Annotated in this window: 14 protein-coding genes; 7 read left to right on the top strand and 7 right to left on the bottom strand. The window is 60.2% G+C overall.

Translation table 11 applies throughout. From position 1 onward, the window contains the following. The first annotated feature begins 21 nt into the window (after nt 1-21). Both ACR0C6_RS16155 and ACR0C6_RS16150 read left to right on the top strand, forming a co-directional pair. Complete coding sequence (locus ACR0C6_RS16155; protein WP_152459720.1) at nt 22-852, top strand: hypothetical protein; 831 nt, start codon at nt 22-24, stop codon at nt 850-852. Then, the gene (locus ACR0C6_RS16150) at nt 849-1,877 is read left to right on the top strand and encodes an endonuclease/exonuclease/phosphatase family protein (protein WP_480620197.1); all 1,029 of its coding nucleotides are present in this window, start codon (nt 849-851) and stop codon (nt 1,875-1,877) included. Before ACR0C6_RS16155 ends, ACR0C6_RS16150 begins: the two co-directional genes overlap by 4 nt. Here ACR0C6_RS16150 and ACR0C6_RS16145 read toward each other — a convergent pair. Beyond that, a complete protein-coding gene (locus ACR0C6_RS16145) occupies nt 1,869-2,777 on the bottom strand; it encodes a Rossmann-fold NAD(P)-binding domain-containing protein (RefSeq protein ID WP_480620195.1) in 909 nt (302 codons plus the stop codon). The genes ACR0C6_RS16150 and ACR0C6_RS16145 overlap by 9 nt on opposite strands. A gap of 84 nt (nt 2,778-2,861) precedes the next feature. Here ACR0C6_RS16145 and ACR0C6_RS16140 point away from each other — a divergent pair, with 84 nt between their 5' ends. After that, the gene (locus ACR0C6_RS16140) at nt 2,862-3,755 is read left to right on the top strand and encodes a LysR family transcriptional regulator (RefSeq protein WP_152459717.1); all 894 of its coding nucleotides are present in this window, start codon (nt 2,862-2,864) and stop codon (nt 3,753-3,755) included. Nucleotides 3,756-3,758: 3 nt separating this feature from the next. On the opposite strand, the gene ACR0C6_RS16135 is transcribed toward ACR0C6_RS16140, so the two are convergent. Further along, nucleotides 3,759-4,286 (bottom strand): redoxin domain-containing protein, encoded by a 528-nt coding sequence (locus ACR0C6_RS16135; protein WP_480447165.1) that lies wholly within the window; start codon nt 4,284-4,286, stop codon nt 3,759-3,761. A 91-nt stretch (nt 4,287-4,377) separates the two neighbouring features. Between ACR0C6_RS16135 and leuB the strand changes: the two genes are divergently transcribed. After that, complete coding sequence (gene leuB / locus ACR0C6_RS16130; protein ID WP_171120093.1) at nt 4,378-5,481, top strand: 3-isopropylmalate dehydrogenase; 1,104 nt, start codon at nt 4,378-4,380, stop codon at nt 5,479-5,481. A 75-nt stretch (nt 5,482-5,556) separates the two neighbouring features. On the opposite strand, the gene ACR0C6_RS16125 is transcribed toward leuB, so the two are convergent. Then, a complete protein-coding gene (locus ACR0C6_RS16125) occupies nt 5,557-7,731 on the bottom strand; it encodes a transglycosylase domain-containing protein (protein ID WP_171171870.1) in 2,175 nt (724 codons plus the stop codon). A gap of 258 nt (nt 7,732-7,989) precedes the next feature. On the opposite strand from ACR0C6_RS16125, the gene ACR0C6_RS16120 reads away from it, so the two are divergent. Beyond that, nucleotides 7,990-8,328 carry a P-II family nitrogen regulator gene (locus ACR0C6_RS16120; protein ID WP_152459713.1) on the top strand — a complete coding sequence of 113 codons (339 nt, stop codon included), beginning with the start codon at nt 7,990-7,992 and terminating at the stop codon, nt 8,326-8,328. 33 nt (nt 8,329-8,361) lie between these two features. After that, the gene (locus ACR0C6_RS16115; protein WP_171230246.1) at nt 8,362-9,684 is read left to right on the top strand and encodes an ammonium transporter; all 1,323 of its coding nucleotides are present in this window, start codon (nt 8,362-8,364) and stop codon (nt 9,682-9,684) included. A 70-nt stretch (nt 9,685-9,754) separates the two neighbouring features. On the opposite strand, the gene ACR0C6_RS16110 is transcribed toward ACR0C6_RS16115, so the two are convergent. The 4 genes from ACR0C6_RS16110 to ACR0C6_RS16095 all read right to left on the bottom strand — a co-directional run bounded on the left by ACR0C6_RS16110 (nt 9,755) and on the right by ACR0C6_RS16095 (nt 12,694). Beyond that, entirely contained in the window at nt 9,755-10,939 is a 1,185-nt protein-coding gene (locus ACR0C6_RS16110; RefSeq protein ID WP_480447162.1) for an amino acid aminotransferase, read from the bottom strand. Next, nucleotides 10,939-11,793 carry a 3-mercaptopyruvate sulfurtransferase gene (gene sseA, locus ACR0C6_RS16105; protein WP_480447161.1) on the bottom strand — a complete coding sequence of 285 codons (855 nt, stop codon included), beginning with the start codon at nt 11,791-11,793 and terminating at the stop codon, nt 10,939-10,941. The genes ACR0C6_RS16110 and sseA overlap by 1 nt, the downstream gene beginning before the upstream one ends. Before the next feature lie 71 nt (nt 11,794-11,864). Continuing rightward, complete coding sequence (locus ACR0C6_RS16100) at nt 11,865-12,134, bottom strand: CBU_0592 family membrane protein (protein ID WP_152459709.1); 270 nt, start codon at nt 12,132-12,134, stop codon at nt 11,865-11,867. Next, nucleotides 12,131-12,694 (bottom strand): helix-turn-helix domain-containing protein, encoded by a 564-nt coding sequence (locus ACR0C6_RS16095; protein ID WP_480447160.1) that lies wholly within the window; start codon nt 12,692-12,694, stop codon nt 12,131-12,133. The genes ACR0C6_RS16100 and ACR0C6_RS16095 overlap by 4 nt, the downstream gene beginning before the upstream one ends. 107 nt (nt 12,695-12,801) lie before the next feature. Here ACR0C6_RS16095 and ilvD point away from each other — a divergent pair, with 107 nt between their 5' ends. After that, nucleotides 12,802-14,634 carry a dihydroxy-acid dehydratase gene (gene ilvD / locus ACR0C6_RS16090; RefSeq protein ID WP_480447159.1) on the top strand — a complete coding sequence of 611 codons (1,833 nt, stop codon included), beginning with the start codon at nt 12,802-12,804 and terminating at the stop codon, nt 14,632-14,634. The last annotated feature ends 133 nt before the right edge of the window (nt 14,635-14,767 follow it).

Raw genomic sequence — 14,767 nt, 5'->3', positions numbered from 1 at the left:
GTTTGAAAAAGGGTTCGGATAGTGATTGCGCGCACAACAGGGGCGGCGATACGCGGAATACTTGTGGCACTGATGGTGCTGACACCCGCGTTGTACCTGCCTGTATCATCGACGAACGGGACCGAGATTCTGGTCTTCCTCGCGATTCTCGCGTTCATCCTGACATTCGCCGAGTACAATTCCGCCTTTCCCAGCTTTATTGAATTTCGCGATGCGCCGCCGGTGAACCGTCTGCGGTTTGTCGGGCTGATGTCGATGGTCACCTTTCTGACCCTGGTTTGCAAAAACGCCTATGAGCCGACTGAGCTGACCGCGTTCGCCTACACCGCGGGCCTGGCCGTTGCGAATGTCGCGGACTTTCCCTATTCTCCGGTTCGGTTGATCGTGCTGATGCTGCCTTTGGATGCGGGCCAGCCGTTGATCGAATTGGTTCGGATCGCAGCCAGTGTGGCCTACGTGGCCGCCTTGGTCACCGTCGCCAGCTTTGCCTATGCGGTCAAAGTGCGTGGCTGGCCCACGGGCAATGGCGCCTTCAACGTGTGGACCAATCTACCGTTGTTTGATCCCACCAAGGGCGGCGATGTCGTTACCCGTCTGCAACGCGATGGTCGCCTGAATATCTGCATTGGCGTTCTGCTTCCCTTCCTCATTCCGGCTGTCATCAAGCTCATGAGCAGCGTCGTCGCCCCGATCTCGCTGAGCAATCCGCAAACGTTGATCTGGACCATGTGCGCCTGGGCCTTCCTGCCCGCCAGCATGATCATGCGCGGCATGGCGACGCTTCGCATCGCGGGTCTGATCGTGGAAAAGCGCCGTGCCTATTCGACAAGCGAGACAACGCAAGCCGCATGATCCGTGCCCTTGTTCTGCTGCTGCTGCCTTTATCGGTGCAGGCAGAGGTTTATCGCATCTCCACCTACAACACTGAACTCAGCAGAAACGGCCCCGGCCTGCTGCTGCGCGACATCCAGCGGGATGATGCGCAGGTTGAAGCCGTTGTCGAGGTCATTGCCGCTGCGCGACCTGATGTCATTGCCCTGCAAGGCATCGACTGGGATCTCGAAGGCGCAGCCCTGAGCGCCCTGTCCGAGAAACTGCGCAATGCGGGCCTGGATTTCCCCTATCACTTCTCCGCCCAACCAAATGCTGGGCTGGAAACGCCGCTGGATCTGGACGGTGATGGCAAAACGCAAGGCCCCGGAGACGCGCAGGGCTGGGGGAAGTTCACCGGCCACGGAGGGGTGGCGGTGTTGTCCCGTTTCGAAATCATGACCGATGACGTTCAGGATTACACCGATCTGCGGTGGAAAGATCAGCCTGGGGCTGCTTTGCCACGCAGGGATGGGCTCCCCTTCCCGTCTGAAGCTGCGCACGACATTCAGCGCCTGTCCTCGACCGTGCATTGGGTGCTTCCGATCGAAACCCCGCAGGGGCGATTCAGCCTGATGACCTTTCACGCTGCCCCACCGGTTTTTGACGGACCCGAGGATCGCAACGGTCTGCGCAACAGGGATGAGATTCGCCTGTGGTCGGTTTTGTTGAATGGCGGTCTGGGGCCAGTTCCTCAAGGCCCCTTCGTGATAGCAGCGGACGCCAATCTCGACCCGACCCGCGGAGAAGGCCACAAGCAGGCCATTCGCGCGCTTTTGACCGATCCCAAGGTGCAGGACCCGATGCCAAAGGACCCATCGGGGTCATCAGCAACGGTCGAATGGAAAGCCACCGGGGAAATGCGCGTTGACTACGTGTTGCCGTCCAGTGATCTGCAAATCTCGGAAACCGGCATTGTCTGGCCCGTAGAAGGTGACATGCTGTACGACAGTGCCCGACGTGCCAGCAGGCATCGACTGGTCTGGGTTGACATAATCCTACCCTAGAACCTCGCCCCTGTTCCCGGTTGTTGACGATGAAGCGGCACGTTGGGGCGGAATGGCGGAACGCAAGGCATCCTCCAGCTTCGTTTCAGAAAACGAGGACAGCAGTTCCTTCATATAGCCGCCATCCAATTGATGCGGCACGTGCCAGAGGTACCGCATCTCGATCAAATGAGGGGCCATGCGCCAGAACGGACGGGCCAATTGCAGAGGCCACCATTTCATGCGCCGCACTGCAACCGGCCGGCCGGTGACTTGTGAAAGCGAGTGGGCAATCTGCGTCCCGGTCAAAGTATACCCTTCAAATGGAACATCGCAGAAACGGGGAAGGTCTTGCCGCATCTCAGCCAGCGCGACGGCGGCGCGGGCCAGATCAGGCAGAAAGGCCCAAGCGTGCGGCGCGTCCGGATCACCGGGGTAAACGAACTGACCGCGCGAAAGACGCTTGATCATGACCTGATCGAACCAGTTTCCGGATGCATTGGTGTCGATGAAATCCCCGGCGCGCAAAAGGATGGTGCGCACGGTTGATGCGCGATAGGCCTCTTCCATCTCGATCCGGACCCGGCCCAGAGGATTGCTGGCCCGATGCGGCGTCCCGCCCGACCATGGACCCGGCGTATTTCCACCAAATACGTAGACATTGCCCGGCACGATCACGGTCGCCCCCGTATCTGAGGCCGCATCTATCACCCGTTTGGTCAGTACCGGCACATCGCGCGCCCAATCGGGATAGGGAGGGTTCCATCCGTTCACGATGACGTCCACGCCGCGCGCCGCCCGTGACAGCGAATCAGACCTGCGGTCAAATTCCGTCACGTCCCAGCCCGCGCGCCTGAACGCCAGGGCTGCGTTGCGTCCAAAACGACCTGTTGCGCCCAGTACCAGTGCAGATTGTGCCATGTTTGCCTCCTGTCTGAGATCAATCTACCCATTCACTTCGCGCAGGGAATTGCCGCAATTCGCAGAACATGTATTCATTTCTGAATGGACAAAGCTCTGACACATGCAGATTGGTCTCTGATCCAATGCTTTCTGGCCGTGGCCGAGACGGGATCGCTGTCTGCCGCCGCACGACATCTCAATCGTAGTCAGCCCACTTTGGGGCGACAGGTCCAAAACCTCGAGGATGAGCTGGGTGTCTCTCTTTTCGATCGCCACGCGCGTGGTCTGAAGCTCAGCGAAGCGGGTTCACAGCTTTTGCCGATGGCCCAGCAGATGCACAGCGCCATGACCGCGTTCAGCCTTGCCGCCGCGGGGCAATCGCAACAGCTTGAAGGTTCGGTGCGCATCACCGCATCCGTCTTTGCCTCGCATCACTTGCTGCCACCGATACTGGCGTCCATCCGCAAGCAGGAGCCCACGATCCAGCTGGAACTGGTGGCCACTGACACCACCGAGAATCTGCTCTATCGCGAGGCGGATATCGCTGTGCGGATGTATCGCCCGGCGCAGGTGGATCTCATTTCCCGCTATCTCGGGGATGTGCCGCTGTGCTTTTGTGCGGCAAAGTCCTATCTGGATCGGAAGGGGCGCCCCAAGACACCCGAAGAACTGTTTACGCATGATCTGGTAGGGTTTGACGCGAACCAGGAGATCATCAAAGCCATGCGTGAAAAGGGGTGGCCTGCCAGCCGCGACAGTTTCGCCACCCGCTGTGACCTGCAAAGCGCCTATTGGGAACTGATCCGGGCGGGCTGTGGCATAGGCTTCAGCCAGGTACAGGTTGCCCAAGCCGACCCCGACGTGGAAATCCTGCCGCTGGATGTGGACATCCCGATTCTACCCGTGTGGCTGGCCGCACCTCAGGCCATGCGCCAGACCCCGCGCATCCGCAGAGTCTGGGATTTGTTGGCAGAAGGGCTCAAAGCCGCTCTTTGAGGGTCAAAGCGGGCCGGTATAAGTTCCACGCGCGGGATAGTTGTTGCCCAATGTGAATTTCAATCCACCCGCAATATCCGACATGGACGGGCGACCGAAAGGCGTGGTCTGTTGCCACGCATAGTACAGCGTCCGGTCGGGTGCCACGTAGAAGTGCCCCGGCTCTGCGAACAAGTCCGGTTCGGCGCTGCCTTCGCGCTTGGTCGAGATGTTAAGGCCCCAATCATCCCGCGCGGCGGACAGGGGAAGGCTGTGGCCCACACGCAGGCGCGACGCTCCGGCTTTTTCGGCGGTTTCCGCCGCGCGCTCAGCTGTATCGGTGGTGATCATGATGACCTCGACGCCCAGCGCCGCGAAATCATCCAGCGCCGCTTCGACCTCGGCCATCTGCTTGATGCAGATCGGGCAATGCAGCCCGCGATATTGAATCACCAGCGTCCCGTTTTCGCCCTTGTCCGCGTCAAGATCGAAGCTGCCATGGGCAACAGTTTCGATTTTCAGCGCAGGAACCGGATTTCCAGGAGTCAGCATGTGTTTTCCTTCTGTTTTGGCAGGTTCGTCTCATTGACCCGATGCAACGCAGACGCTAGGCCCTGTGCAACAAAACGCAAGGAGACCCTTCATGTCCAACCCTTCGCTCCTTATCCTGCCCGGAGACGGAATTGGCCCGGAAGTCATGGCCGAAGTGCGCAGAATCATCGATTGGTTCGGCGCCAATCGCGGTCTTCAATTTGACGTGAGCGAGGACCTGGTCGGCGGTGCCGCCTATGACGCCCACGGCAAGCCTCTGTCCGATGAGACGATGGCCAAGGCGCAAGAGGTCGACGCGGTTCTGCTGGGCGCTGTCGGCGGTCCGAAATACGACGATCTGGATTTCAGCCTGAAGCCCGAGCGCGGCCTGCTGCGCCTGCGCAAGGAAATGGACCTGTATTCGAACCTGCGCCCGGCCCAGTGCTTTGACGCGCTGGCTGACTTCTCGTCGCTGAAGAAAGACATCGTTGCCGGTCTGGATATCATGATCGTGCGCGAACTGACCTCGGGCGTTTATTTCGGTGAACCACGCGGCATCTTCGAGGAAGGCAATGAACGCGTCGGCATCAACACCCAGCGTTACACCGAATCCGAGATTGAACGCGCCGCACGCTCGGCCTTTGAACTGGCGATGCGCCGGAACAAAAAGCTGTGCTCGATGGAAAAAGCCAACGTGATGGAATCGGGCATCCTGTGGCGCGAAGTGGTCAACCGCGTTTCCGCTGACTACCCCGAAGTTGAGCTGAGCCATATGTACGCCGACAACGGTGCCATGCAGCTGGTGCGCGCGCCGAAACAGTTCGACGTGATCCTGACCGACAACCTGTTCGGTGACATCCTGTCCGACTGCGCCGCGATGCTGACCGGGTCTCTGGGTATGCTGCCGTCGGCATCGCTGGGCGCGCCGATGGCCAATGGACGCCCCAAGGCGATGTACGAGCCCGTACACGGATCCGCCCCCGATATCGCGGGTCAGGGCAAAGCCAACCCGATCGCCTGCATTCTCAGCTTTGCGATGGCTCTGCGCTACAGCTTTGATCAGGGTGAGGAAGCCGATCGGCTGGAAGCTGCGATCGAGAAGGTTCTGGCCGACGGCGTTCGCACCGGCGACCTGCTTGCGGATGAGGGCGTTCAGCCCGTCTCGACCAGCGAAATGGGCGACGCGATCCTATCTGCATTGGACGCAAGCGTCTGAGTGACGAAAGTAAGAAAAACCAAAAGGCGGTGCACCGGGCACCGCCTTTTTTTGTTTTGGCGTTTCGAGATTGCTTTAGTTGCCGCCGAAAATGTTCTTCAGCAGATTGTTGATGTCATTGGCAAAACCTCCGCGCTTTCGGCGGGGCTGCGGCTGGGCAACCTGAACCGGTGGTTCCGGCGCCATCATCGGCAAGGGCGTGGGTGTCATCCCCTCGGTCACGCGCAGCATGGTTTCTTTCCAGATCTCGGCCGGCAAGCCACCACCGGTCACGCCGGACAAGGGCGTGTTGTCATCATACCCCATCCAGACCCCGGTCACATAATCCGCCGTGAACCCGATGAACCACGCGTCGCGCGCGGCCTGGGTCGTTCCGGTCTTGCCGGCCACCTGCCAGCCGGGCAATTTGGCCCGCCCGCCGGTTCCTTCAGAGACCACGCGCTCCATCATCCAGGTCAGCTGTTTGGCGGCCTTTTCATTGATCACCCTCTCGCCAATACCGGTCGTCGTGACCATGACGGGTGTTTCGTCGCCCAGCAGCTTCAGTTCGGTCAGCCCATAAGGTTCAACCTGTGACCCACCATTCAGGATGCCTGCATAAGCCCCGGTCATCTCGATCAACGTGCTTTCAGATGCACCAAGCGCCAGCGCAGGCCCCTGTGCCAGGTCGCTGGCAATCCCAAAGCCGCTGGCGACCGTCCGAACATTGTCCAGGCCGGAAATCTCGGCCACTTTCACCGCCGGTATGTTAAGCGAGTTTTTCAGCGCATCCGCCAAGGTCACCCGCCCATAATACTTGTTGGTGTAGTTCTTGGGGCACCACTGGCCTGACCCCGGAATATCGACGCAATAGGGTTCATCCATCACCGTATCCAGCGGCGAATATCCAAGTTCCAGCGCGGTGGCGTAAACGAATGGCTTGAACGATGACCCTGTCTGTCGCAACGCCTGCGTCGCCCGGTTGAACGCGCCAGACACGCGTGTCTTGCGCCCACCAACCATCGCGCGCACCGCACCGTCGGCCGACATCACCACAATGGCCGCCTGCGCCTTTGATCCTTCGCGCACTTTTTCCTGAAAGATGAACTTCAGCGCCTCTTCCGCAGAGGTCTGAATGCGCTGATCCAAGGTGGTCCGGATCACCACATCTTCGGTCGTGTTGCGGGTAAAGAACTCGGGCCCGCTGGCCATGACCCAATCTGCAAAATACCCCCCGGCCCGCGCAGCCGCCGCCTCGGACAGTTGGGCCGGGCGCGCCCGGGCTTCGCTGGCCTGCGCAGCGGTCAGATAGCCCTGATCCTCCATCAGACCGATTACAAGGCGGGCCCGGTCCTGCGACCGTTGCAGATTGTTCGTTGGCGCATAGCGCGTGGGCGCAACCAACAGCCCGGCCAACATAGCTGCCTCGGCCGGCGAGACTTCGGCGGCGGACTTGCCAAAGTACCGCTGGCTTGCGGCCTCGAACCCGCGCGCGCCTGCACCAAGGAAAGCCCGGTTCAGGTAGATCGTCAGAACCTCATCCTTGGAGTATTTCACCTCCATTGCCATTGCATAAATGGCCTCTTTGGCCTTGCGCCACAGCGATCCCTGACGGCAATCGGCTTCATAGGCGGCCTCTGATTCCCATTCTGTCGGATCATAAGGCACGCCCAGACACAGCAGTTTGGCCGTTTGCTGCGTTATGGTTGACCCGCCATGCCCGGACAACGGGCCGCGCCCTTCGCTCAGGTTGATGCGCACGGCGCTTGCCACACCGCGCGGGCTGACCCCGAAATGGCGATAGAACCGTTTGTCCTCGGTCGCGATGACGGCGTTTTTCAGATGCGGCGACACCGTATCAGCAGTGATCACCCCGCCAAACTGGTCGCCCCGCCAGGCAAACACTTTGCCGTCGCGGTCCAGCAGCGTGACAGACCCGCGCGCACGGCCGTCCAACAAGGCATCCAACTCAGGCAACGAGGAATAGACGACACCCACCGCCAGGGCGATCAGGATGGCCACGACCGCTCCGACCCGCCAGGTCAGACCCCAGACCATGCGCCAGACCCAACGGAAGAAACGACGCAAGATGCCGCCGCCTTTGCCCCCCGATCTTTTGCGCGTCTTTTTGCGCGCAGTTTTGCGTGAGGTGGTTTTGCGAGCCGTCGCCTTCTTGCCCGCCGGGCGCTTGGATGCCGACGGTTTACGACCCTTTGACGGGTACCTTTTATCCGCAACCAATTTCGGCTTGCGTCGCTTGGACTCAGTCATGCTCAAACTCTGCCCGGGTTTTCTTTTGCGCCACCATACCCCGGTGATCTGAGTATGTAGAGGTCCGAATTTCCGAAATTTCCCCTCACAATACTGCCTATTATTTAATCAGCGTGCCTATTTTGTGCAAATAATGTGCAACTTTTCGCCGTTTGGCGATCCTTTGGCCCTCAAGAGCCGTTTCTTACCACGATCAGTCGCGCATTTTTCTGCAGGTGCAAACAAACCGGTTCCACCGGAGAACCAGAGGGGAAAGACGTGAAACTGATCATTGCGACAATCAAGCCGTTCAAGCTGGAGGAGGTGCGCGAAGCACTGACCGAGGCCGGCGTGCGCGGCATGATGGTGACCGAGATCAAGGGCTTCGGCTCGCAATCCGGCCACACCGAAATCTATCGGGGGGCCGAATACGCGGTGAACTTCGTGCCCAAGATCAAGCTGGAAATCGTGGTGCCTGCCGCGATGACCGACCAGATCGTCGAGACCATCACCAAAACCGCCAAGACCGGAAAGATCGGCGACGGCAAGATTTTCGTCCTCGATGTCGAGCAGGCGCTGCGCGTGCGGACCGGGGAAACCAACGAAGAGGCGCTGTAAGCGCCGCGACCGACAATCATTCGAGGACTGAACATGAACCTGATGAAATCTCTCATTCCTGCCGCGGCGATCGTCGCGCTGCCGCAGATGGGCCTGGCGCAAGAGGCCACCGGCGAGACTGCGCAGCATACGCAATACATCCTGACTTCGCTGTTGTTTCTGGTCGGCGGTTTTCTGGTATTCTGGATGGCCGCGGGCTTTGCCATGCTCGAAGCCGGCCTGGTGCGTTCCAAGAACGTTGCCATGCAGCTGATCAAGAACATGGGCCTGTTTTCCTTTGCAGCCATCATGTATTGGCTGGTGGGCTTCAACCTGATGTATCCGGGCGACGGCTGGACCATCACCGGCATTCTGGGCGCGTTCTCGCCAACCTCACTGGAACCGGTTGGTCTAGCAGGTGTCGAAACCGACCTGTCATATGCGTCCGTCGGATCGGACTTCTTCTTCCAGCTGATGTTCTGCGCCACCACCGCGTCCATTGTATCGGGCACCATGGCCGAGCGCGTCAAACTGTGGCCCTTCTTCTTTTTCGTGATCGTCCTGACAGGCATCATCTACCCGATCGAAGCGTCCTGGCAGTGGGGTGGCGGCTGGTTGTCCGAGATGGGCTTCAGCGACTTCGCCGGCTCGACCCTGGTTCACGCCGCAGGTGGCTTCGCAGCTCTGGCCGGTGCCATCGTACTGGGCCCGCGCATCGGTAAATACAACAAGGAAGGCAAAGTTGTGCCTATCCCCGGCTCGAACCTGGCGCTGGCAACCCTGGGGACGTTCATCCTGTGGCTGGGTTGGTTCGGCTTCAACGGCGGCTCGCAGCTGGCCATGGGCACGATCGGTGACATGGCCGACATCAGCCGTATCTTCGCCAACACCAACATGGCCGCCGCCGCCGGTGCCGTCGCCGCCCTGATCCTGACACAGGTGATGTATGGCAAGGTCGACCTGACCATGGTTCTGAACGGCGCGCTGGCCGGGCTGGTCTCGATCACCGCCGAACCGCTGGCACCGTCGCTGTTCCAGGCGCTGATCATCGGCGGCATCGGCGGCGTGATCGTGGTCTACACCGTGCCGCTGCTGGACAAGATGAAGATTGATGACGTGGTCGGCGCCATCCCGGTTCACCTGATCGCAGGCTTCTGGGGCACCTTCATCGTGGCATGGACCAACGGTGATGCGTCCTTCGTGACCCAGATCATCGGCTTCGCAGCCATCGGGATCTTCGTCTTCGTGGTCAGCTTCATCCTGTTCTCGATCCTCAAGGCCACCGTCGGCCTGCGGGTGGGCGAGGAAGAAGAGATCAACGGGCTCGACATGGGCGAACTGGGCATGGAAGCCTATCCCGAATTCTCGAAAGGCTGAGCCCACCTCCACCCAAACAAGAAACCCGGGCACGAATGCCCGGGTTTTTTTGTTTGGCAATGCCTGAAAATCAGACGCCGACGTCGACAATCGCCTGTGCAAGGATCGGAACGGTGTTGGCGTTCAGACCGGCGATGTTGAGGCGGCTGTCGCCAACCATGTAGATGCCGTGTTCAACGCGCAGCTTCTCGACCAACTCCGGGGCCGCACCCAAGCGCGAGAACATGCCGCGGTGCTGGGCGATGAAACCAAAGCGGTCCGAGCCGCTCAGACGCTGGAGTTCGTCGGCCAGTTGGCGACGCAGGCCCAGCATCGACAGGCGCACCTCTTCCAGTTCTGCCATCCAGTCGGCGCGCAGGGCTTCGTCCATCAGGATCGTGGTCACAACACGTGCGCCGTGGTCGGGCGGAAAGGAATAATTCTGGCGGTTCAGGAATGCCAATGTACCCTGGTTCAAAGCGGTCTGCCCGGCATCGGCGCTGATGGCCATCAGCAAACCGGTGCGTTCGCGATACACGCCGAAATTCTTCGAGCATGACGCCGCTATCAGGCATTCCTTGACCGAAGACGCGACCAGACGTGTTGCTTGCGCATCCTCTTCCAGACCGTCGCCGAAGCCTTGATAGGCGATGTCGATCATCGCAACGAGGCCAAGTGCGTTGATCAGGTTCACGACCTCCTGCCATTGAACCATGTTGAGGTTGGCGCCGGTCGGGTTGTGGCAGCAACCGTGCAGCAGAACCACGTCACCCGCCTTGGCGGTCTTCAGGTCTTCGATCATGCCGTCGAAATCGACGCCACGTGTGTCACCATCGAAATAGCGGTATGGAACCGTCTCGATCCCCAGGTAGTTCAGGATCGACAAGTGGTTCGGCCATGTCGGGTTCGACACGAAGACGCGGGCCGACGGGTTGGCCATACGGATCATCTCGAAGGCCTGACGGCAGGCGCCGGTGCCGCCCGGTGTCGCCACGGCGGCGATGTTGCCGCGTTGAACCGAGGTGCCGAGGATCAGCCCGATCATCGCATCCGCATAGGCCGGGTCGCCGGCCAGCCCGGTATAGGCTTTGGTTTCCTGCTCTTCCCAGACGCGCTGCTCGGCCGCTTTGACGGCGCGCATGACCGGGGTGATACCTTCCGCGTTTTTGTAGACGCCAACGCCCAGGTCGATCTTCTGATCACGCGGGTCTTCGCGGTACATCTGCATCAGCGCCAGGATCTTGTCGGCAGGCTGCGGTTTCAGGTTCTCGAACATCAGGTCTCTCCGGTTGCGACGGGCAGGGTCGGGAAGGCGCCCCATTCAGCCCATGAGCCGTCATAAAGCGAGTGGTCTTTCTTGCCCATGCGTTCAAGCGCAAGGCTGAGGATCGCGGCGGTCACGCCAGACCCGCACGAGGTGATCGCCGGTTTCGACAGATCGACGCCCGCGGCCTCGAATATGGCGCGGCACTCTTCCGGCGACTTCATGGTACCATTGGCGTTCAGCAACTGGCCAAAGGGGACATTGCGTGAACCCGGAATATGCCCCGAGCGCAGCCCCTCGCGCGGTTCGGCCTCGGCCCCGGAAAACCGGCTGGCAGAGCGGGCGTCGATGATCTCATGATCACCCAGCTTGGCGGCGGCGGAAACTTGCGTGACATCCCGAACAAGCTGATTTTGCACCCGGACGGTCATATGACGATCACGGATGACTGGCGGCAGGTCTTCGACCTCGCGCCCTTCCGCCTGCCATTTGGGGAATCCACCATCCAGAACTGCGATGTTTTCCTGCCCCATCAGACGGAACAGCCACCAGACGCGCGCAGCCGACATCAGCCCAGCACCATCGTAAACCACGACTTGATGACCGTCGCCCACACCCATCGCCCGCAGGCGCGACATGAATTTCTCGACCGGAGGCGCCATATGCGGCAAGTCGGAACGGTGGTCTGATATCTCGTCTATGTCAAAGAACCGCGCCCCGGGGATGTGGCCTGCGTCATATTCCGCCCGTGCATCACGATTTTGCGCGGGCAAATACCACGACCCGTCCAGAATCCGCAGATCCGGATCCTTCATATGCGCGGCCAGCCATTCGGTGGATACGACGGTTTTTGGATCGTCCTGCATCAAAGCCTCCCCTAAGCGCGCTTGATTTTTCCCTATACCCGGCGGCATAGGGGTTCAAGGCTGGATAGCGCTCACTTGGCGCTGCGCAGGCGGAAATGTTGGATAATCCCAATGAGGCTGATCAGAATCCAGAACCCTTCGATCAACATTGATGCGAGATTGAAGTTCTGGAGCAGGGAATAGACGATCAGCACCGAGCCCAGCAGGTTGATCACGGGAAAGGCCAGATCATCCGAGTTCATCATTCGCATCTGTGTTGCGAAATACGCGGCGACCACGATCAGAGCCCCGAAAGAGCCGATGGCGTCGACGATGGTCAGGCTGTCGAAAAATGCGGTCATGAATGGGCCTTGCCGTTCTCTACAAATTCGGTGTGTTGGGCGTAATGATGCATGTTCAGAAAGGCCGCCCCCGTTGGACCGGCGCGATATCCGTGCGGAAGATCGGCCGCGAAACGCAACCCCTGCCCGGCCTGTAGGGAAACCCACTCGTCTCCGCGCAGGATCTCAAGCGTGCCGTTCAGAACAAAGACCTCCTCGGTCACGCCTGTCGCGTGGGCGGGCGAATCGTGGCTTTGGTTCGGCTTGAGGTTGACGTGGAACGTCTCGGCCCCCAGAGCGGGATCGAATGGAAAGACGATCTTGACCTCGATCGTGCCGGGGAAAGTTACGGTCTGAAAAACCGAAGGGTCCCCGTTCACCGTATCGATCAACGCGCTGAGCGGCAGTTGAAACCCCTTGGCAATTTTCCACAGCGTTGCGATGGTCGGGCTGGATTCGCCGCGCTCGATCTGCCCCAGCATGGCTTTGCTCACGCCCGTCATCTCGGCCACTTTCGACAGGCTCAGGCCCGATGCCGCACGCACGTCTCGCAGTTTCAGCGTTATATCGTCAGAGTTCATCTCGTCGTCCCGCGAATCCTCTTGTGCGTTATAGCGCACATGTGGTACGTGCGCTATAACGCACGAACCCCAAGACATGCAACCCGAGGCAACAGGGAAACAGCATCATGCCATTGTACCGATCCAGAACCTCAACCCACGGCCGCAACATGGCTGGCGCACGCGGCCTTTGGCGCGCCACCGGCATGGGAGACGATGATTTTGGCAAACCGATCATTGCCATCGTCAACTCGTTCACCCAGTTCGTGCCCGGTCACGTCCACCTAAAGGACCTGGGTCAGATGGTTGCGCGCGAGGTCGAGGCCGCCGGTGGCGTCGCAAAAGAATTCAACACGATCGCGGTGGATGACGGCATCGCAATGGGCCATGACGGGATGCTGTATTCGCTGCCCTCGCGCGAAGTCATTGCGGATTCGGTCGAATACATGGTCAACGCGCATTGTGCCGACGCCATGGTCTGCATCTCGAATTGCGACAAGATCACCCCCGGCATGCTGATGGCCGCGATGCGCCTGAACATCCCTGCCATATTTGTCTCGGGCGGGCCGATGGAGGCCGGCAAGATCGATATCGCAGATCTGGATGCCAAGAAAATCGACCTCGTCGACGCCATGGTCGCCGCGGCGGACGACAAATTCACCGACGAACAGGTTCAACACATCGAAGAGAATGCCTGCCCGACCTGCGGGTCCTGTTCTGGCATGTTCACTGCGAACTCGATGAACTGTCTGGCCGAAGCGTTGGGCCTGGCCCTGCCGGGCAACGGCTCGACACTGGCGACACATGCCGACCGCAAAGAGCTGTTCCTTGAGGCAGGCCGCCGCATCGTCGAGATCACCAAGCGCCATTATGACCTAGACGAAAAAGGTTTTCTCCCACGCGAGATTGCCACCTTCGAAGCATTCGAAAACGCCATGAGCCTCGACATCGCCATGGGCGGGTCCACCAATACGGTGCTTCATCTGCTGGCCATCGCGCATGAGGGTGGCGTCGATTTCACCATGTCCGACATGGACCGCCTGAGCCGCCGCGTTCCCTGCCTGTGCAAAGTCGCGCCCAACACCGAAAATGTGCACATGGAAGACGTCCACCGCGCCGGAGGTATCTTCTCGATCCTCGGAGAGCTCAGCCGCGCAGGCCTGCTGCACGAGGAATGCAACACGGTACATTCGGCCACAATGGGCGAGGCGATCGCCAACTGGGACATCAAGGTCGCCAACAATCCAAAGGCGCAGGAGCTGTTCAAGGCCGCCCCCGGCGGCGTGCGCACCACACAGGCGTTCAGCCAGTCCAACCGGTACAAGGAACTGGACACCGACCGCGAAGGCGGCGTGATTCGTTCGAAAGAACACGCGTTCAGCCAAGATGGTGGTCTGGCCGTTCTGTTCGGCAATATCGCCCGCGACGGCTGTATTGTGAAAACTGCTGGCGTGGACGCCAATATCCTGAAATTCACCGGCTCGGCCTACGTGTGCGAAAGTCAGGATCAGGCGGTCAACGACATTCTTACGGGCAAGGTGAAAGAAGGCGATGTGGTCGTCATCCGCTATGAAGGCCCGCGCGGAGGCCCGGGGATGCAGGAAATGCTATATCCGACGTCATATCTGAAGTCCAAAGGACTTGGCAAAGCCTGCGCGTTGCTGACCGATGGCCGTTTCTCGGGCGGCACATCAGGCCTGTCGATCGGACATGTATCACCCGAAGCGGCCGAAGGCGGTGAGATCGGTCTGGTTCAGAATGGCGACACGATCGAGATCGACATCCCCAACCGCACCATTCATCTGGCGGTTTCGGATGAAGAGCTGGCCACCCGCCGCGAAGAACAGGACGCAAAGGGGTGGGAGCCCGCCGCACCGCGCAAGCGCAAGGTGTCAACCGCGCTCAAGGCCTATGCCAAGCTGACGACAAGCGCAGCAAAAGGGGCTGTGCGGCAAGTCTAAGCACCTGCGCGACCGGCTTGCCGAGGCGGCGAGCCGGGTAATCAACCGCCCTCAAGAGCTCCCACGCCCAAATCGCACCATCAGCTTCGCTGATGCCACGTTTGGCCTTGGGCCCGGCGCCGCGCAACGCGCG

This window comes from Ruegeria sp. AL12 (assembly GCF_056540885.1).
Note: the sequence above shows the minus strand (reverse complement) of the source record. Positions and strands in the feature narration are given on the sequence as shown.